Origin of the sequence: Microcystis sp. M20BS1, assembly GCF_020245305.1 — a bacterium.
Taxonomy (GTDB): Bacteria; Cyanobacteriota; Cyanobacteriia; order Cyanobacteriales; family Microcystaceae; genus Microcystis; species Microcystis ichthyoblabe_A.
The window spans coordinates 1-19,016 of the sequence record NZ_JADBUZ010000182.1 but is presented as its reverse complement, the minus strand read 5'-3'; the positions used below and the strand labels follow the sequence as shown (position 1 = coordinate 19,016).

Sequence of the window (19,016 nt, the reverse complement as noted above, 5' to 3'; positions counted from 1 at the left end):
GCAGTATTAGCTGCTCCTCCGCGCACTACCCCTACTCTGTCTGCCAGTGTTACACGTGGATTTAACTCCACCCGTGCGGTTATGGTAGCAGGCTGGTTTACGTACGCTGGTCAACCTAATAGTAGTCGCTATGGCGTACCTGGTGCTGCTGTTTACGCAGGTAAATTAGCTGCTATTGACTTCTTTGTCAGCCCTGCAGCGCGGTCTATTGTCGGGCCCCTCCTTAACGTCATAGAGTCTGATACGGATAACTATGCCAGCCGCAGCAATCAGGATATCTATTCAGCTGCGCGGTTAGAGGTACTGAGTCTGGATACAGTTGACCGTACATACCGCTTTGCTAGTGGTGTTACACTATCTACTGATCCTGCATGGGAGCGTATATATCTACGCCGGGCTCACGACGTTGTTAGGCAGGGGGCATACGCTATCCTACGGAATTATGTGGCTATGCCTAATAGTCGTCTAGTCCGTAATCAGATAGCCGCTGCTCTTAATGCCTTTATGGGCGAGCTCAAGCGGAATGGCAGCATTGTTAACTTCCGACCCGCCATCATCGATAGCAGCAATAATAGCACAGCCTCTTACTTTAGCCGCGAACTATACGTTAGTTTACAATTCCAGCCCCTTTATAGCGCGGATTACATCTACGTGACGATTAGCCGCGACACAGAAACCAGTCCCTTAGGCGAGTAATATAATGTCATCTAAAGATGCTCTTTTCCTCACTCCTGCTGTCAATAACTTTGGTCTCGATCCCTTTAGTGGGTTTGATTTCGAGGTCTGGGTTAATGACACTAGTAGCGGACAGGTTGCCTGGTTCGGTAAGTTCCAGTCCCTGACGCTCAGTATTAGAAATTCGACTGAGACCTATTTAGAATTAGGCCAACGCGTACCTGTCTATCTAGACGGGGAATATAACATCGCGTGGGTACTAGAACAAGGTTTAGTTGATGGTGAATTTATGGGCCGCACGTTCGGCACTAATGAAATTGGTCGTGATCAAGTACTAGGTCGGAGCCCCCGGTTCCAGATTACCTTCGATGCTAATGCGTCTGAGTTAGTAACTAATGGTGGTCTCACCAATAACCTAACTCGTAGCGGAGCAGATAGCCGTAGATGAGGATCCCTCGACTTCTGGAATATCGCTTCTAATGGCGATAATCAGAGCGGCATAGAGTTCCCTACTAATAGTGCTGCTAGTCGTAATCGTAGGGCGAAGTTCAGATATGAAATAACTAGATGCAAGGTAGATAATTACAGCGTCGGCTTCATGCCTGGTCGTCGCGTACCTGCACAACGTTGGGAGGGTGTAGCTGAAGGTATTCGGTATATTCCTGAATCTGTTCAGCAGTTCAAAAACAGTACTCGTCCTATATCTGTGGGAAGTTCTTCTTCATCGTTTGGGAATAGTATTACACAATAATCCCACATTCTCTCCGCTTATGGGACCCAGGATTTCCTGAGTCCCCTTTTTATTAATTATGCGTCCTAAGACACCTGCTGCAGTAATAACGCTGGCCACAGCTGTTGATGATATACAACCTATACTATTTGGCACTCAGACATGCGCTACAGATATAAACAAGAGTCGCTGGACTGTACGCGCCGTAGATGTTATAATCAACGCCGATAACTGGAATATAAATAGAGCTCGCGTAACGCTAACCGTACCAGATACACCAGGATTACTACCAGCGCTACCTGATGTTAGTAAGTACAGGGGCGGGCGCTACCCCTACCTCAGCGAGGAGGATGAGATACGAATTTACATGGGGATGGTAGGGTCAGATAAGCAGGTACTGGATATCAGTAATCTATCTGATATACCATTTCCTATACCAGATACAGATATGAAACCGAAGGAGGGCGCTACTCTATTCCCTGTATTCTGGGGCTTCATTGAGAAGGTAGAGGTAACGGCTGATGCTAATACAGGTGTGCAGGTAGTGCTATCGTGTCAAGATCGTATGAGGCTACTACACAACACACGTGTTCTATCTAACCCAGATACCTTATTCAGTGCCCCCACACCGGAACAGAAGGGCGATAGAGCCCTCATACTGCGTAAGATACTGAACTTTGCAGTAGGTTACTCCCCTATTGAAACAGAGAGCGGCCCGCAGGTAGCCAGCTGCTGGAAGGAGTTCAAGGAGGGTATGACTGTACGCGGCTACGACATAGGCGCAGATGGTAAGATAGAATACTTATTCGCTAATAAACTAATAGCTGGAGATGCGAGTAATTCTGAGGTTAAGATCATACAGGACATGAATAAGCTCACGCCAGGCGAAGAGCTAGTAGATGCGCCCCGTTGGACACGGGCTGCTATGTTCACGCCTATGAGCCCAGGGGGTAACCCCCGTACTCATATATGGTTACAGCGCCCGCCTATCGAGCAGGGACAGAACCGCGGGGTATTCAACTTTATTAATGAGAGCCCCGCTGATATAATACAAGCAGCGTTTCTACTCAAGGAGGAGCGCGTAGTAGACGCCTCATTCAGCCATATCAATGGTGATTTTATAATAGCACCTAATAGTGGCGATACTAGCGGCTTCCAAGATCCCAATAGGTTGTATAGGACCTATTTCTTCCGCAGCCTACCGGCGGGCCTTAACATATGTCCTGATGAAAGACAGCGCATACTCTCCATGCGGGTAGTAAGTAGTAGTATAGCCACAACTAACCGCTTTATAGTAACTGATGATGGAGGTAATGGCGCATCTGATTCATTCAATGATGCCATTGAGGTTACATTACAGGCCACGCCCTATAAGTACGCTAATAGAAATCCTCCTATTGCATGTAGAGCCACTGTTGTTGAGGATAAGAACCTAAGCGCCTATACTGACGCAGGCATCAGTAAAGAGACAGGGGCTTTATTAGTTGGTTTAGGCATGGCCCGCCGTACCAGTAGAGATATTAGCGCGATACAAATCACGATAGTAGGGGACCCCACCTGGTATCCGAATGAGATGTTTCAGGTGTATAATACATTGATACACGATAGGCAGATTATATCAGCATACGACTCTATAGCAGAGGAGAGTACCATGCACGCTACTAAGAAGAAGTTGAGTGAACTATCAGCGCGCATGCGAGAACACATAGCAAGTAGCCCCTCGGCGCGGGCCGTGCCCTTTCCTGATGGCAGTGATATACTAACACGGTACGTAGGGGCCCACGTCAATGCCACTGATGATAACTATGCTGATCCTAATAGTGGCCGCATAGTCAGCAATGTAGACGCTGATCTAGCTAACGCGGTACTACCGAAGTACAAAGTACGCTCGATTCGTCATAAGTTAACACACAGAGATTACACTACTACTATTCAAGGAAGCGCTGATTAATGTTTGCTAATAACAATGGGAGCCTATACTCTGAGCCCCATTCCTATAAGTACAGTAAGAGCCAGTGGGGCATACAGCGCGGCATAGTCCATAGTATCACTAGGGAGGGCCGCCTAGGTAATTTCTGCTCGGTGCGCCTATTGAAGGGTATGATCCTGGATAACGTTAGGATGAGCGGCCCCTTTGGTCATAATGGGCTAGGCGTATACAACCCACTCGAGATAGGACAGCCAGTCATAGTGGGCTTCAATGATGGGAAGATGGAGGATGCCTTCATCCTAGGCGGATATACCTCAGAGGGTAACTACGATAAGCTATACGTAGATGGTGATTTACAGGAGCCTAATCAGCGCGGCCCCGAGGGTCAGACATTCAACCAACCACTAGGGCATCCTAATCGCATAACACAGCCCAATGCTTTCTTCCACGTAACAGGCATCAATTCACTGGATACGGCATATGATAGCCCTGATTATGGCTCACTAGCAGAGGCCTATGATAAACAGCCCCGCCCTGGCGTTATAGAGATACGCAATGACGCAGGCACCCGTTCTCTCTATACAAGCGGAGAGAATATACTATTCAGTGATAGTAACATCTACCTGGTAGCTAACGGCGACCGCCGCAGCAGTGTCAATCACCTCCTGCAGCTATCAGCACGGCACTGTGCCCGAGCGGATGGACTAGAGAGGATGCAGGGTATCAGGCCCACATCGGCTACCACGGAGTCACTGCCTAGCGGCATAACACCTATGGTAGCGGGGCAAGAGGAGGAGTCTGTATCTACGACTACTGCTATAACAGTTTCCTATCGTATACAAGAGGAGAGGCGGTTATGTCAGGCCTACCTAGAGGCTAGCCGCCAGAATCTACAACGACAGGCTGAGGGCATAGCGCGCGTTGAGAATAGAGCACAAGACATACCTACACAAAGGGGGCCTGAGGTATCTGATACATATAATGAAAGCCGTAAGAATGATAAGGACTGGCAGAGTGCTACTAATAAGGAGCCTACTCGCTGGTTCATAACAGCCGGCCACCGCGATGGTAAATCAGGTACTAGTGGAGCTGCTGGCACATCTCTACCCCAGGCCCCAGGTCAGTCAGCGGAGAGTTGGATGAATGAGCAGGTCCTCAAGATAATGGAGAGACTGGCCCCCTCTTACGGTCTCCAACTATCTATATTCTTACCACCAATAGGTACCTCCTGGCAATCAGTGTTAGATAGAGCCGTGCAGGAGAAGACCAATGGCGCGGGTGTTCTAGAGATACACTTCGACGCAGGCGCGGCAGGAGACTATAGGGGTGCCACTGGCGTCATACCTAGCCGTAAGGAGATACTACCATACGAGGATAGACTAGCTCAAACATTCGGCGCCTTCACCAGAAATCACCGCAACGGCTTATACGGGCCCAATAGAGGGGTACCGCTAGTTGAGGTAGGAATATTGAATGCACAGGTAGAGGCCCTAATGAGAGGAAACGATACAGCAGCACAAAATGCCTATTTCGAAGGGAAGGCCCGTGCTGTTTTACAATCCCTGAAGGGAGGGGCACCAAGATAATGTGGAATAGAGAGAATCTACAACCTCTACTGAATAGGCCTGAGTTTAGGGCCCTCCTGGATGTAATCAGTGATGGACAATTTGAGGGGGCCGATTACAATACACTATACGGTGGATCTAAATTCAGTAGTTACGAGGACCACCCCCGCCAGAGATTCCCAATAGGAAGTCGAGGGAACTACACCACGGCTGCAGGTAGGTACCAGATCTTAGATGTGACATGGGATGGTATTAATAGAGAGACTGGGGGAATGCTATCTGACTTCAGCCCTCTGAACCAGGATCTAGCCATACTATATTTAATACTCGATGAGACTGGTACTACGGTAGAGGAGGTCATGAGTGGTAACATACTAAGCTACTATAACAAGCTACGGAAACAATGGACTAGTCTACCGGGGGCCTCAGAGGCACGAGGTGGCGAGAATACGCTAGATACTCTATATAAACAATATCTAGCCTATAGGCGAGGACAGGGCCCGGCACCATCTACTTTGAGTGGTGGTGGGGGTAATGCCCCCACTATACCGGGCGATAGTGCTTATTCTACTGAACAGTTGGCGCAGACACTAGCAGAGGGTATAGATGGATTTGTTAATGCTGTATTCAACCGTACAGGAGAGTTCAAGTGGCCCTATAACCAACGCGATGCTATTACTCATACAGGTTCTGTACCTCAGGTTAATAGAGCTATGACTAATAATACTCTATCCTATGGAGCAGGAGCCCCCGGGTTTCAGTTTAATGAGGTAAGCCCATTAGCAGGTCAAGTAATACCCGGTAGGCCAGGCTATGGGGGGGGCATAGTACCCTCTAAGGGATCTCTAACTAGTGGGTTTGGCTGGCGTTGGGGTAGGATGCACAACGGTATAGACATAGGGGCTCCGATAGGCACACCTATATTAGCCACTATGACAGGCAAAGTGATATCAGTCGGATTTGAAAATAATGGATTTGGTAATATAGTTAAACTAGAACACGTAGGGGGCAATCAGAGTTGGTACGCGCATATGAGCAAGTTTGCTGTTAAATTAGGAGACATAGTGCAGCAGGGACAAGTAATAGGCGAAGTAGGCAGTACTGGCCGTAGCACTGGCCCTCATCTTCACTTCGAGTGGAGAGTAAGATCTGGTATAGGTGGAGGTCTGAATGCAGTAGACCCGCGCCTTAGTGTATTAAAGGGATTAATATAGACTAATGAGAACTACTAGTAGGGATGGGGATGAAATAGAGAGAGCTATAGCCCGCGCGGGCGGTATTAGTACTCACGTAAATCAATTCAGGCTCCTAACACAATATACGTACGATGCGGATACTCGTGATGCGCGCGCGGGCTACGCACTAACAGTAATACTACCCAGGCCTTATTGGTTAGATGCTGTATGGCTATTGAGTGGTATAGAGTTAGTTAATAGCCCCCGTCGTATGATGCCTGGCCAGGTACTAGCGCTGAATGCAGCTACTATAGGTGTAAGACTGCCACAGACCATACAGATGCGAGCTGATAGTAGAGAGAGGCCCAACGTAAACGCCGAGGGTCTCGAGGTGTTAATAAGAAAGCGAATGCCTGATACACCACTAATTAACAACTTTATGATGCTAGCTAACTCGGCTAATAGACCAATAGTGGCAGCTCAACTAGCGCGCTGGTTCGGCTACTCGGAGGAGTCAGTGCAAAGCATAGTAGGAGCAGTATATCGTGCTAATTAACCTAGAGGCCGTACCTCAATTACCCGGGGCTAATACAGATGCTGTAACACGCATAGATGAAGCGGCTATTAATAATCTATCTATTCTGATAGCGGGCTCTCACGAGAGACTAGCCAGTATCATGCGTAACGTGCCAGCCCCTCGTACCCGTCCTACGTGGGGAGATATAACTCGCTCTCTAGAGGAGCAGCTCATACTGTTACTATCACTACCTACATCGAGTAATCTGGACTACACAGTCATTACGCAACACGCAGATAGATACCGGCGTATAGCAGAGAGGCCTAATTGGCTACCACCCAATGACTATAGTGAGACACTATTACTAACTGATAGGCGAGTATGGGGGACCTCTGCTAGTAGCATAGGCTATTACCTACTACTGGGGGGCTATAGGATGCACTATGCCAGCCCCTGTCGTCTAGTATATGAAGCCACTCGTACTCTATGGGGCATGCAGCCTAACTGGAAGGAGTATTATGCAACGCTAGGAGTAAAGGAACCACTAGATAGCCATCGCTTCTTCAAGGCATTTCTATCCCAACCTACTGGTATAACTCGCGTAGCTGGCTTCCTGAACGCCATACAGAATATGGAAGCTCCCTATCTAGAACGCTACTGGGTGGTGCCGGGCGGGCCGGATCTACTATGGGATCTATGGCACGGACAGATAGACCCAGCGTTATTTAATCTCTATGAGGACCTAAGCCAGGACCCACCAGATGAGTTACGAGAGTGGTTGATACCTACAGAGCCCGGCCTACTACGGCAGGTAAGCAGCAGTATCATAACCTCATTACCGTATCCAGGGGGCCTCAATACGCACCTGGTGGCTATGGCAGCACACATGACCAACCTGGCTTACATACATGCTTATAATTCTCCTCGACCCGATGTAGAGGTATACGTTCTCGCTGATGATGAAGAGAGAACACGCCTAGGACGAGTACGTAATCTACTATATACCGCCTCGCAGTATTTGCGGCGGTCTACGCTAGATCACTGGGTAATAATGGGTAATAACCTAGCAGCCATATCTGAAATAGATAATCAACGAGGAGCCATACAGAATCTAGACCTATGAGTAAAATAGAAGATCAACTACTGAAAGGAGATCTAGGGGCGGGCCGCAACACTCCTACGTTGGGGCCCGCGCTCAGTGATCTCAATAAGATATCCAAGAACACAGCATACCAACAAGCAGCAGAGACACTAGGGCAGGCAACGGCCTCTACCACTCCGTTCGAACCTCGTCGCATCAGCTCTCAGATTATAGTGGAGCCCGTACGGGCAGTAGAGGGGCTATTAGAATTAAGAGACATGAACCTACAGGCCAACCAGGTTCTGCGGGAGGGCATAGCGTCTAATACAGAACAGAATATTAATGCTGTAGGTACGGCAGTTAATGGTAATACTGAGCAATCACTAGATGGAATCCGTAAGCTCAAGGAGAGCTCACTCCTTAGTGATAGAGCAGAGCTAGCTGATATAAGTCAGGGCAATGTCAATATTGCCCCTGCCAATAGACTCACGCAGGTAGCTAATAACATACAGTTTGTGAGTGATACCAATATCACGCAACGGGCCCCCTTCATGCAGTCCGTCACCGATAACTATGTAGTGCAGTCCGGGAACTCCATTAATCACATTAGCGACCACCACTACGCAACGGGTAAGGATAGTACTCGAATTATAGAGGGAGACGACTTACAGCGATCAGGTAATAGACTACGCCTATCAAATAGAAGTGAGACAGTAGCCCAAGTAGATAAGGCTACGGCGCTAGGCGAGATGGAGCGGGTCTCTAATGATTACAAGAGTTACGCTACTACACACACTAGCACATCATTAAACGAAATGAAGCTCTATAGCTATGGCGAGATGGTAGCAAGAGCCACTAACGTAGATCTAATAGCAGCCGCATCACCTATAGGAGAGCCTGCTGCAGATGATAAAGAGGAGCCAGCTGAGATACCAGTGGGCCGCGTCAATATATACTCATCGATACCAGGAGGCGGTCTATCAGGTATGACCTTCAGTCCTGAAGGTATGAACTCCTATGCACTGAAGAGTGCCTTCCAGGGCATAACTCACAATCACATAACTGTGGGGCTCAGCATATTCCAGGGCGCGGGTTCTGTATTCTCCATAAGCGGAGTTATATCTCTCAATACACTACCGCCTATACCTGATGAGATAGAGTTGATCCTCGACCTCATCCCACACATACCAGAGTTCCCTAAACTACCTGATTTACCTAAGGGATGCGGGGACATACTTGAAAATACAAATACTCCTGATAAACCAACTCAGTCTGATATAGAGCAGTCTGATCCAGATGGCGCTCAAGTACCCACTCAGCCTAATGACTCTACCACTACGCCGGGTGCCGCTACACCGGGTGCCACTACGCCAGGAGGCGATGCTATAGGCTCACTAGGAGAGGATATACGGCGCTCTATATCAGCCTCTAAGGTAGCTCCTAAGAACCCAGGTAAGGAGAACATAGCTAAGAACGCTACTGATACAGCTAAGAATCCACCAGCGTTGGCAGCGCTAGAGCCGGCCGCAGTATCATCAGTAGCCAGTGATGTATATCTAGAGCGAGAGGGTGAAACGGTAGGAGAGTTGACTATATCTATCAATACGCCCCTTATAGATATAGCGGGGGACGTGCAACTAGAGGTACAAAAGGTAGGACAGGGTCTACAACGATTGGGGCTCAGTGTATCTGCCACTCAGGTAACTACTCTAGTCAATCAGGTACTAACTATCAGTAGAAATAATAGTATAGATCCCATAGCCATGCTAGAGGGTGGGACCAGTCAGGATCTAGTGCCCGCAGAATTGAAGCAATTGTTTCTTAATTCTCCTTCACTCAAGACTTATATAATCAATGAGATTAAGGACGCCCTATCGTTATTATCTATTGGTTTCCTAGAACTAAGTGATCTAGACACCACGGCCCGCGGGCTAAGAATAAGTGATAACTCAACAGACCTAGCGCGGGTATACTCCTTAGTATCACCTGCATTAGACCGGTTATACCGGAGCACAGGTCTTAGCCAATACGTAGACACCACTCAACTAGCACAGCTGGGGGCCTCACTATTAAATGGCCAGAAGCTAAACGAGAAGACTATAGAGGCCCTAATACTTAACTCTATTAGTCGTAACCTAAATAGAACACTGGGTATAGATGGGGCAGACGTAACTAATAAAGTATATAATTTAGCTAAACGACTGGCCAATGGCGAAGCCGTAGACGTTGATAAGGAGATAACCTCTCTCATGAGTTCATTAGGCACTACACTGAACTCTGATTTACTAAAAGATGCTGTGCGCTATAAACAACTAGGAGAGAGTATATATAAAAGTGCCGCTACACTGGCCAACAGTATCTCCACCGGGGACATAGGTAGTATCATACGCGGTGATGGCATTAGATCCCTACTATCAGGAGGGCTAAACCAAATCATAGGTGAGAATAATACAGCTCTCCTCAGGGCAGCAACTGATATAGGCCGCACCGGACTAGCCCTAGGTAAGTCGCTGGCATTAATGCCCAGTATCGTAGGCGCGCTAAGCGGTAGCCCTATCCAAAAAATAGTGCAACTAATAGATATAATCTCTTGTCTAGGTATCATAGATCAGGCCCGCGACCTAATCACCGCCATAGGTAATATCAATACACAACCTAATAGGAATCGACCGGGCCGCTCTGGTACTACTGATATATTAGACACACTAGATACTGTATCTCTATTACCACGTCTAACTCAGTATACCAATACCGTAATCGATCTATACAATAATGGAGATGAGGAGTTAAAGCAAGAGATCATCAAATTAATTGAGGGGCCTATTGATAACGAGGATCCCGTAACTCCCCGAGAGCCACTACCTACTACAGTAGAGCTCCTGGAGGGCCGCTGGAGACTAGGGTTAGATGAGTGCTTCCGACTGCCGCGTCTTACACTAGCTCTAGCAGATACACAGATATTATCAATCAATACTAAATTAACGTGGGGCCTAGCTAATCCATTACTGTTTTATACCCAACTAGAGTTACTACCTGGTAGAGAGGATGACTTACAAATAATAGTAGATAGCTGGACATACGATAATAGTACTCTGTACCCAGTGCAGATTGATAATAGCTATACATCCTCAGTGCTAACCTACAGGATAACTGACTATGATTGGGAGACTAATGTAGGCCATGCTATATATGATGGTCAGTACGGTTATCTCCGTCTCATTGATGATAGAGGTACTATATACACTATACCCAGTACTGCTATCGGAGGCCGCCTCATTCCCCTTATCTCATCATCGTACCTAGTCAAATAGTCACCAACCCCGCGTTGAAGCGACGGGGCTTGCCAAAACGCAAAGCCAGAAGATTGTAAGTTTCTTGCCTACAACTCCTGGCGAATTGTAAAGCCGTTCTAGAAGGACGGGGTTTCAAACCTATGATTTTTTGATGATAACACCAGTAGACGCCCCACAAGTCATACGCTACGGCATAGCAGTATACGCACCCCCTCTACCTAGCGTAGATAGCCTGACGCTCGAGATTCTTTATAGTGAGAGCCCCAACCCCCGCCTTATACCCTGCTCTACTAGTACGCGCCTATGGAAACGAGAGAGTGAACAGGGGGAGAGGGGCACCCTATTCCTATGGAAGAAGGATAATCAATTAACTCAAGGCTACTATACGCTTATACTAGAGGCAAATAATAGACGAGGCTATTGTTCTATTGCGTTAACGGCGCCCACCGACTACTGGATAGTGGGGCTACCCTATAGTATTTATCCCCCTATAGCTTTATAACTGTGGATATAGCGACGAGAGACGGAGATATACTACTCAGCACAACTGGCGATCTAATGTTAGTAGACGAAAGAGACTATCTAGTAAGGCGAGCTCTGGAGATTCCATTGGGTCACGTAGCTATATGGATACCTGGTACTAGCGACTTCCGATTAGTCGACGCTGACGTGGGGAATGCCCTCTATAATTATCTATCTGATCCCCTCAATCTTGACTGGGTAGGTAGGGCTGATATAGCTATAGCCAACGCTCTACGCGCCTTACCATCTGTGTATAGTGTACGTGATGTAGATATCCAGGTAACAGGCCCGCGCGAGGTACGCATTAACGTTGTGTATAATGATAACCGCTCTCTCACAACTACATTGACACCTTCGTAAGCGCTCTCTAGAGCGAGTTACAATTAATCTTAAGCCTTATTAGGGGCAAACATAACAGGTATTTTTATGAATCTAAACACTATATTAAGTACCATCCAGCAAAAACTGCAGGGGACATTACTAAATGGTACCATCAGTCCACTCAGTAATCTCTACTTCCTATTACGAGCTATAGCTGCCTGTATAGTAGATTTATATGAGGAAACACGGCCCGTTACTATAATGGATGCCACCGACGTAGAGTTAGATGCGATGGCTCTATTATACGGGATAATTAGAAAAGAGGGCACACCAGCTAATGGCTACGCACTAGTACTGGGCCCGGTACCAAAGGGTACTGTTATGCTGACACCTGATAATGTAACTATTATTCTAAGTGAGGCCATAAACAATAGTGGCGAGACACGCGTAGCTGTAACAGTAGGGAGGCCAGGTGAGGCTGTCATACCAGCTGGCACCGCACTGCACGATCCCGTAACGGGTGCTACTGGCGTAGTGGGCCTATATAGAAACCCGTTCAATGAGGCCGTAGGTGATATCGTAAATGGTACTGATAGAGAGAGTGACGATGATTTACGCATACGCGTCTTTGAATACCTAGACTTATCAGATAGCAGCAGTCTATCAGCTCTACGCGCGATTATAATTAACGAGATAAATACACTCAGCCGAATAGTCATAGTTGATTCTGACCCCACGCCTGGCTATATAACTGTTTATACCGACGCGAGCGATGAGCGCACATTATTTCAGATAAGTAAAGTTATAGAGAATAATAAGGCAGTAGGCATCGGGTTCAGGGTCAGGACACTACGGCCATTCCCGTATAATGTACGTGTGGCCGTAGCAGGTAATGTCAACGCAGGTCTAGTTATAAGACAATACTTCAGAAACCTAGCTCCTCTCACTAGTCCATCAGCGAGAGGTATAGGTCTTGCTCTAGTAAATTCAGGGGCCAGCGCAGCCCGAGTGCTGAGTACATTACCACTCGCACCAGTTGATACTATGCCAGTCCTAGAGAGTGTAGAGGTGGTTCCAATTGGTTAATTATCGTTATAGATTATCACGACTACTAATCCCGGGGGGCATACCTGATCCTGAGATAGGAGAGGTAGAGCTATTCCTGGCTAGTGATAGACAAGGCTATATTAATAATATAAACTTACCACCGGATCCCAATTGCCTGGAGATCAACTGTACCCCTACGCAATGCGTAGAGCGAATAGGTATATGGAGCAATCAGGCACTAGGCCCGCTGGGTACAGAAGGTTTCTTCCCAGTAGGTAAACCTTTCTTCATAGCGGGTAAAGTTGATAATGAGAATAGAGTTACTGTAATCAACGTGGGTGTAGTGTGCCCCCTCACTGGCACACCGGGGCGCTCCAATTACGCCCTCTATCCACAGAAGCAAGGTACCCTTGAGCTAACTACACCCCTCATACCAGGTCTGCCGTACGCTGAGGTAGTGCGCGTTAGCCCAACGGCAGGAGAGTTCCTATTACGCTACTACAAGACACAAGGCCTTCCTCACGCGCAGCTAGGCATAGCACGCTCCCTAGCGAATCAGACGGTAGATACTGAGGAGTTAGCGTGGGCTATCATAGGTATGGTAGGGGCATCTATACGGCCAGACGCTAATGTAATATACCGCAGTTCTGAAATAGACGCGACAGTCAGTGAATACGTTAGACGGGCATGCACGGGCCTACTAGAACTAATGGATCCCGGCAGTCTACCGGGCAGACGAGGGAGTATCCCTCGCTTTGTGTATAGTCTGAGCTCTGAGGCCGATATATACGGCCCCGAGGCAGAGAAACTACAGGCATTAACTGAGATACGCGTAGTAGAGAACTGCAGCGACTGTATAGAGGTGGGCCCCAATAATAAACGCGTATCTCGAGAGGTAAGAGATAGATCGTGCGCTGCTGTACTGTTAGCGCTTTGCATTGCGGGCTACGGAGATAAGGTCACTCCACTAGCAGAGTATCTAGTGAGTCGTATAGATAGCCGCGGTAGAATGATTACTGGTTGGACAGACGCACGCCCTCTAAGCACGTCACTTAGCCTAGATAGTCCTACAGCTAGTGGTACGATAACAGCGGCCCTAGCTATACTGGCCTATAGTCGTGTAGATAGATCATACCTACCCCATGCTCATAGATTAATAGAGAGCGCGCGCCTCTACTATTACACATCTTCCTGGGGCACTGATGCTATAGATATAACACTAGGGGCCCTTATAAGCCGCGTGCTAGTTAACTACGCCGATACACCTAGCCAGGTGCAGGCGAGCCTGACTAATATAATAGGACAAGCAGGTACAGTGAGCCCTACATTCCTAGCACTCCAACTAGAGTTAGTAGGAGATGTTAATTTAAATACTACATACCGCGCTATATTAGATAATGATCCTACGCTAGAGTGTGGATTATCACTAGCTAGAGAGCTATCCAGCACCTCATTCCTAGGAGTACTAGATGAACTGGGCCCTCTATATAGGAACTATCTCTATCGTATAGATAAGACAATGTCGCGCGTAAGAGGGGCTCTACCTACAGACTTTGGCCTATTCAGTAAAACAGCCATTAGATCAGGTAATCTAGGCCGCATACTAGAGGCCATAGTACCCTCAATTAGTGCGGCGTATAATAAACCACTAGTAGTACCTACGGCTCCGACTAAGGTCCCTGTGACTATATCGGGTATTCTCAACTGGTTAATGGGATTAGGGTATCAAGAAGTATATGTTACAGAGGCGTGGAGAGAGGCGCTGCACGTAGTTGGTAATCTACCTACTTACGGTAACACCACCCTAGGCACAGGACTACTAGGTATGCCCCGCCCATCAGCGCGCGTAGGAGTACTAGGACGATGGGAAGAAAGAATTAATCCTGCTCCTGGCGGCGTGCTGGTTATACGAGAGGGTAATATACTGGGGACTGGCACTATAGATGATATACCAGCAGCAGGCGCGCTAGTCCCAGATGACGAGGAGTGTAATATCTGTTACTGGTTTGGTATTTGTGAGACACCAGAGTCATATGGTTGTCTCGCAGGTCAATTTGACTTCTGTCCATTTGAACTCTTGTTTATATATTGCCCTGGGGTTTTACCTGATAGGCCAGCAAAAATTATTGAAGTCAATCAATCTGCTATATATTGCCCTGGGGTTTTACCTGATAGGCCAGCAAAAATTATTGAAGTCAACCAATCTGCTGTATATTGCCCTGGTCAGGAGCCGAAAAAGATTAGATACAGATACCCCAATGAAAATTGGCAAGAAATTGCGGGAGAATCCTATTCGACCAATCTTCTTCCTATCTCAGGAGGGGGTTATCCAGCTACGTGGGAGGTGAAACCAGGTGATTTAGATGTAGATCTGTCTATATCTACTTATCAATCCTTTGATTGTCTAGGTAATCCAACCATTAGGAATGCTATCTATACAAATCCATATCCAACAGTAATTACAGGAACGATTGAATCAGTAGAATTTCTAACGCCTCTTTATGGCTGCGGAAATGGGTTATACGAAACCCCCAGTGAAGTATTTATAAAAATAATTTACAAGGATACTAATAATAATATTACTACTGCAATCATAAGTGATTTTACTGCTACTCCTAATCTCGCACAGATGGGTATAATAAGCTGGCATGCGGACGATAGAGATTTTACAATTAAGTTTACTGATGTAACTCGCCCAGACGATCCACTTAAATATAGATGTCAATTTACCGTTTTCGATGCTCTCAATAATGTAATTTTATCAATTACCAACGATGACTGCCCCGAAGTAGTGGTAGTCCGAGGAATAGCTCCCCTGTAACAAATTCGATGATTACTCCAATAAACACAATAGACGGCATTACGTACTTTGGTTATAAATCAGGCCCCAGTCCCGGTATAGATATCACGCGTTCTCAGTTAGTAGAGTTTCTAGACACAGCGCTAGGTGCTGCTAATAATGAAGTATTACCTAATGTTATGGGGTTCCACGCGCGTATACCCTCCCGAGAGCTTATAACTGGAGCCGTTACAACTACTGCTAGTGATGGTAAGACTCGTGTGGTATTCGACAATAATTTACGCATAGCAGGGGTATATCCTCACAATGAGACTACGCCGGGCCCATTTGTTCCTGTGCAGAACCCATATGCTCTACCTAGCTTGACAGGTGAGCGAGTTGTGTATATGTGTGCCTCTAGTGCGGGCCTAGGTATACTACAGATACGTCTGAACTCAGGTGTACCAGACCAGAACGGCTATGTGTTTAATTATATAGGTTATTCGACTGAGGCATACAATGTTAACTACCCACTGGATCTGCACTGTATAGTGTCGTATAAAATAGGGGACTCTACTGACAATGGTGTATTCGGTATAACTAATAATACCAGTACTACAGCCCGCACTATAACCCCCAGGCCTAATGTGAGTTGTAGGGAGAATCGAGCAAAGCCAGCTAGTGATGTAGTCCTCGATGAATCTATTAAGGCGCAGCCATTTTTAGTATGGTTGGATAGGCCGCTGGCAATTGGAGGCGTAGTGTACCTAATAAGTAATTCACATGGGTTATATATAAATTGTGGTCGTCTAGGCTCCGGCAGTATACTGATGAGAGTAATAGGGCAGAATCTAGTATATTGCTAGCACTTGCGTATAGTTCTGACGTTGTATCTATTAAGGTTGTACAAACCAAACTCAGGTCTCCCGTGATATCACTCAGACTAGCAACTGAACAAATAACACCGGGCATACAGGATACAATGAGTTATCCCGGCGATGCTGCATTAGATGTAAATAAATAGAGATAATTAATTACACACATTTAACTACCTCTTGCCTATTCTAAGTTCTTCATTTGTTGCTATTGTTTCAAGTGTCTGTAGCCTCAGTTGTTTTAATAAAGCCTAAAATAGTCTCCATTATCTTTGTCGCTTCTGGAATCAAGATATTTAAGGTTTTGTTGTCTCCTTCACTTTTTGGTTCTTTTTTAATCGAATCTATCTTAACCCAATCATACCCAGTGGCTGTCCCCTCTACTCTAACTACTAAAGTTTTAGATGATTTAGAACGATACTCAACCCAAACATCGTATCTTCCTTTTAGCTCGTTTGGATAGAGAATATTGATAGAGCCTTCTAGCACTAAATCGGTAAAAACATCTATTTGCCTTAGCTTAAGAATCCATTTTGAGTAATCAGCCATTTTATAGGCATTATCACAAAAAACCCCTATTTGTTTTAATACCTCTATCATTTTGTAAGCGTCTATTTCCCATGTGTTCATATGTTGCTCCTATTTACTTTTGAATCTCATCAAGAATGAAAGTGAAAATGTCCAGCATTACTTTTCGAGTTTCTCTGTATTTGTTATCAAAATAATCAGATTTTGACTTTCTAATATAATCAAAGAATATCTTATTTTCATAAGAACGATTATTGTCTCTATCGTCAGGGTTTATCCATAATTCAAATCCACCTACACAATACGCTTCGCATGAAACACACTTAAGCAGTCCATCCAGAAAAACCTCTATTATTAATTCATCAGGAAAAAGTGGACACTGAATTGTATTATTTTCAGAGTCAAGATTCCATCTTAAATTTGGATAACTTCTGTGACAGAACTCCAATATTTTCTCTGTTACTTGTTTTATGTCCACTTGTTACTCCTGTTTATTCTTGAATTTCGTTAGCAATAAAATTGAAAATACCTAGCATTACTTTTCGGTATTGACTAACTAATGCCCAATATTCTGCACTCCATAGTTCATGTTTATAATAGGCAAGATTCTCAAAAACTGTATAGTCTTCATACCGATAGCTCATGTCCTCAGTAGGAGGATTTATCCAAATTTTAAACTTTCCTATTTGGTTATCTTGCCACTCAACATACTTAAGTTGTCCGTCTAATCCCGCCCAAATACCGTATTTAATCTCTATGTTGTCATCAGAAAAAGTTAAGCATTGAATGATTTTATAGTCATTATCTGTAAAATCAAAATTCCAGTCTAAGTCTGGGTATTTTTCTTTACAGAAATTGAATAGCTTTTCCGCTACTAGCTGTATATCCATTTGTTCTCCTGTTGGGTGAAATTATTAGGAAATACCTACTGTTTCCTCTACTACGATGCTATTATGTCCGTTGCGGGCTAAAGCTTCTAGATAAGCCATTAATCGGCTTTCGTGCATAGATGTTCTAATTCTGCAAAATTTGTTTCTTTTATCTATTGTCCTGATTGTGTATCGCATCTGCTATCTCCAATTTTTTGAATTTTGCCTGCAATAATCTAAATGCGCCTTAAGTCTATTGGCAGACTCTTGTTCTTCCGTTTCTCGGATAAGTCCCTTGCTCTTATCAATGTCATCCTGATTTGATAAGTTTTTCCACACCTTTTTAGTTTCTTTTCCCATGATTACACCTCTATTTTTTCAAGTCCACGCTGTTCTAAAATTTTATTATACTCTCTGATTTTTGCTTTTAAAGCGTCACGTTTTTTGTGTACATTTTCCCCAGCTTCTTGTTTAGCCTTTTTATATTGTTCTGCGTAAAAATTAGCATAACGACTAATTGTAGTAGTGTCCATGTTTGCTGCAACAAGCTTCATAATTCTCTCCTTGATTTATTGTTGTTTTTGAACTGATAACTGATAACTAAATCAATTAATTGTCCACCTTGCCTGAACGTCATATATATAAAGTGGGTCAGGATCATCTGGTGGTTCATACATTTCATTATAAGCATCTTCAATGTCAGCATCCTCAATGTCATCAATTAAACTGCCAATCAAAATAGCAGCCATGTTTTCAGCTTCCTCTTTGGTTAATTGAATATCTGACTTACTCCAATAATCAGTTTCATACTCAAGAATGTACTTAACTAATTCGTTAACTTTATCTTGCAATTTACTCATAATTTCTTCCTTGGTTCATTACTTAAATTTTACATTATTTTACTAGAATTATCAAGAACTGGATTTAGTATGACCCCATCACTATCAAGAACTATTCTAATAGTAGCAAGAGACAAAGTGACTAATTGGAGTAACTTGTCTTTTGTCTCTGCCAAATTCTTATCTTCTGTATTGCGCTGTAAACTTTGAGTATTATATATTTTTTTAATTAATTCTTCACCAGCAGAAAAAACATTACTATCTGAATAT

The 19,016-nt window shown here is 45.2% G+C and carries 14 protein-coding genes and 1 pseudogene; 8 read left to right on the top strand and 7 right to left on the bottom strand.

Features of this window, described 5'->3' with window-relative positions:
• Window positions 1–81: 81 nt before the first annotated feature.
• The 8 genes from IM507_RS17785 (at window position 82) to IM507_RS17750 (ending at window position 15,677) form a co-directional block, all read left to right on the top strand.
• Window positions 82–696: a phage tail sheath C-terminal domain-containing protein gene (locus IM507_RS17785; protein ID WP_287637443.1), complete on the top strand. Its 615-nt coding sequence runs from the start codon at window positions 82–84 to the stop codon at window positions 694–696.
• 4 nt (window positions 697–700) lie between these two features.
• The gene (locus tag IM507_RS17780; protein ID WP_287637441.1) at window positions 701–1,123 is read left to right on the top strand and encodes a hypothetical protein; all 423 of its coding nucleotides are present in this window, start codon (window positions 701–703) and stop codon (window positions 1,121–1,123) included.
• A gap of 361 nt (window positions 1,124–1,484) precedes the next feature.
• Window positions 1,485–3,356, top strand: coding sequence for a hypothetical protein (locus IM507_RS17775; protein ID WP_287637439.1), 1,872 nt, complete (start codon window positions 1,485–1,487; stop codon window positions 3,354–3,356).
• Window positions 3,356–4,921 carry a hypothetical protein gene (locus tag IM507_RS17770; RefSeq protein ID WP_287637437.1) on the top strand — a complete coding sequence of 522 codons (1,566 nt, stop codon included), beginning with the start codon at window positions 3,356–3,358 and terminating at the stop codon, window positions 4,919–4,921. The genes IM507_RS17775 and IM507_RS17770 overlap by 1 nt, the downstream gene beginning before the upstream one ends.
• On the top strand, window positions 4,921–6,114 hold the full coding sequence (locus IM507_RS17765; protein WP_287637434.1) for a peptidoglycan DD-metalloendopeptidase family protein: 1,194 nt from the start codon (window positions 4,921–4,923) through the stop codon (window positions 6,112–6,114). Before IM507_RS17770 ends, IM507_RS17765 begins: the two co-directional genes overlap by 1 nt.
• Window positions 6,115–7,711: 1,597 nt before the next feature.
• Window positions 7,712–10,984: a hypothetical protein gene (locus IM507_RS17760; RefSeq protein WP_287637433.1), complete on the top strand. Its 3,273-nt coding sequence runs from the start codon at window positions 7,712–7,714 to the stop codon at window positions 10,982–10,984.
• Window positions 10,985–12,070: 1,086 nt separating this feature from the next.
• The gene (locus IM507_RS17755; protein WP_287637432.1) at window positions 12,071–12,895 is read left to right on the top strand and encodes a baseplate J/gp47 family protein; all 825 of its coding nucleotides are present in this window, start codon (window positions 12,071–12,073) and stop codon (window positions 12,893–12,895) included.
• Window positions 12,896–14,537: 1,642 nt separating this feature from the next.
• Complete coding sequence (locus IM507_RS17750; RefSeq protein WP_287637430.1) at window positions 14,538–15,677, top strand: hypothetical protein; 1,140 nt, start codon at window positions 14,538–14,540, stop codon at window positions 15,675–15,677.
• Window positions 15,678–16,726: 1,049 nt separating this feature from the next.
• Here IM507_RS17750 and IM507_RS17745 read toward each other — a convergent pair.
• The 7 genes and pseudogenes from IM507_RS17745 to IM507_RS17715 form a co-directional block, all read right to left on the bottom strand.
• Window positions 16,727–17,140 carry a hypothetical protein gene (locus IM507_RS17745; protein ID WP_287637429.1) on the bottom strand — a complete coding sequence of 138 codons (414 nt, stop codon included), beginning with the start codon at window positions 17,138–17,140 and terminating at the stop codon, window positions 16,727–16,729.
• A gap of 13 nt (window positions 17,141–17,153) precedes the next feature.
• A complete protein-coding gene (locus IM507_RS17740; RefSeq protein WP_287637428.1) occupies window positions 17,154–17,516 on the bottom strand; it encodes a hypothetical protein in 363 nt (120 codons plus the stop codon).
• Between the two features lie 13 nt (window positions 17,517–17,529).
• Window positions 17,530–17,928, bottom strand: coding sequence for a hypothetical protein (locus tag IM507_RS17735; protein WP_287637427.1), 399 nt, complete (start codon window positions 17,926–17,928; stop codon window positions 17,530–17,532).
• A 180-nt stretch (window positions 17,929–18,108) separates the two neighbouring features.
• Window positions 18,109–18,267 (bottom strand): hypothetical protein, encoded by a 159-nt coding sequence (locus tag IM507_RS17730; RefSeq protein ID WP_287637425.1) that lies wholly within the window; start codon window positions 18,265–18,267, stop codon window positions 18,109–18,111.
• Window positions 18,268–18,269: 2 nt separating this feature from the next.
• A complete protein-coding gene (locus tag IM507_RS17725; protein ID WP_287637424.1) occupies window positions 18,270–18,461 on the bottom strand; it encodes a hypothetical protein in 192 nt (63 codons plus the stop codon).
• A 51-nt stretch (window positions 18,462–18,512) separates the two neighbouring features.
• Window positions 18,513–18,767 carry a hypothetical protein gene (locus IM507_RS17720; protein ID WP_287637423.1) on the bottom strand — a complete coding sequence of 85 codons (255 nt, stop codon included), beginning with the start codon at window positions 18,765–18,767 and terminating at the stop codon, window positions 18,513–18,515.
• A 29-nt stretch (window positions 18,768–18,796) separates the two neighbouring features.
• Window positions 18,797–19,016, bottom strand: a pseudogene (locus IM507_RS17715) (hypothetical protein); the annotation flags it as partial.

Coding starts and splice junctions, on each gene's coding strand:
- IM507_RS17785 (WP_287637443.1), top strand. CDS start 82: ATGGTAGCAGGCTGGTTTACGTACGCTGGTCAACCTAATAGTAGTCGC.
- IM507_RS17780 (WP_287637441.1), top strand. CDS start 701: ATGTCATCTAAAGATGCTCTTTTCCTCACTCCTGCTGTCAATAACTTT.
- IM507_RS17775 (WP_287637439.1), top strand. CDS start 1,485: ATGCGTCCTAAGACACCTGCTGCAGTAATAACGCTGGCCACAGCTGTT.
- IM507_RS17770 (WP_287637437.1), top strand. CDS start 3,356: ATGTTTGCTAATAACAATGGGAGCCTATACTCTGAGCCCCATTCCTAT.
- IM507_RS17765 (WP_287637434.1), top strand. CDS start 4,921: ATGTGGAATAGAGAGAATCTACAACCTCTACTGAATAGGCCTGAGTTT.
- IM507_RS17760 (WP_287637433.1), top strand. CDS start 7,712: ATGAGTAAAATAGAAGATCAACTACTGAAAGGAGATCTAGGGGCGGGC.
- IM507_RS17755 (WP_287637432.1), top strand. CDS start 12,071: ATGGATGCCACCGACGTAGAGTTAGATGCGATGGCTCTATTATACGGG.
- IM507_RS17745 (WP_287637429.1), bottom strand. CDS start 17,140: ATGAACACATGGGAAATAGACGCTTACAAAATGATAGAGGTATTAAAA.
- IM507_RS17735 (WP_287637427.1), bottom strand. CDS start 17,928: ATGGATATACAGCTAGTAGCGGAAAAGCTATTCAATTTCTGTAAAGAA.
- IM507_RS17730 (WP_287637425.1), bottom strand. CDS start 18,267: ATGGGAAAAGAAACTAAAAAGGTGTGGAAAAACTTATCAAATCAGGAT.
- IM507_RS17725 (WP_287637424.1), bottom strand. CDS start 18,461: ATGAAGCTTGTTGCAGCAAACATGGACACTACTACAATTAGTCGTTAT.
- IM507_RS17720 (WP_287637423.1), bottom strand. CDS start 18,767: ATGAGTAAATTGCAAGATAAAGTTAACGAATTAGTTAAGTACATTCTT.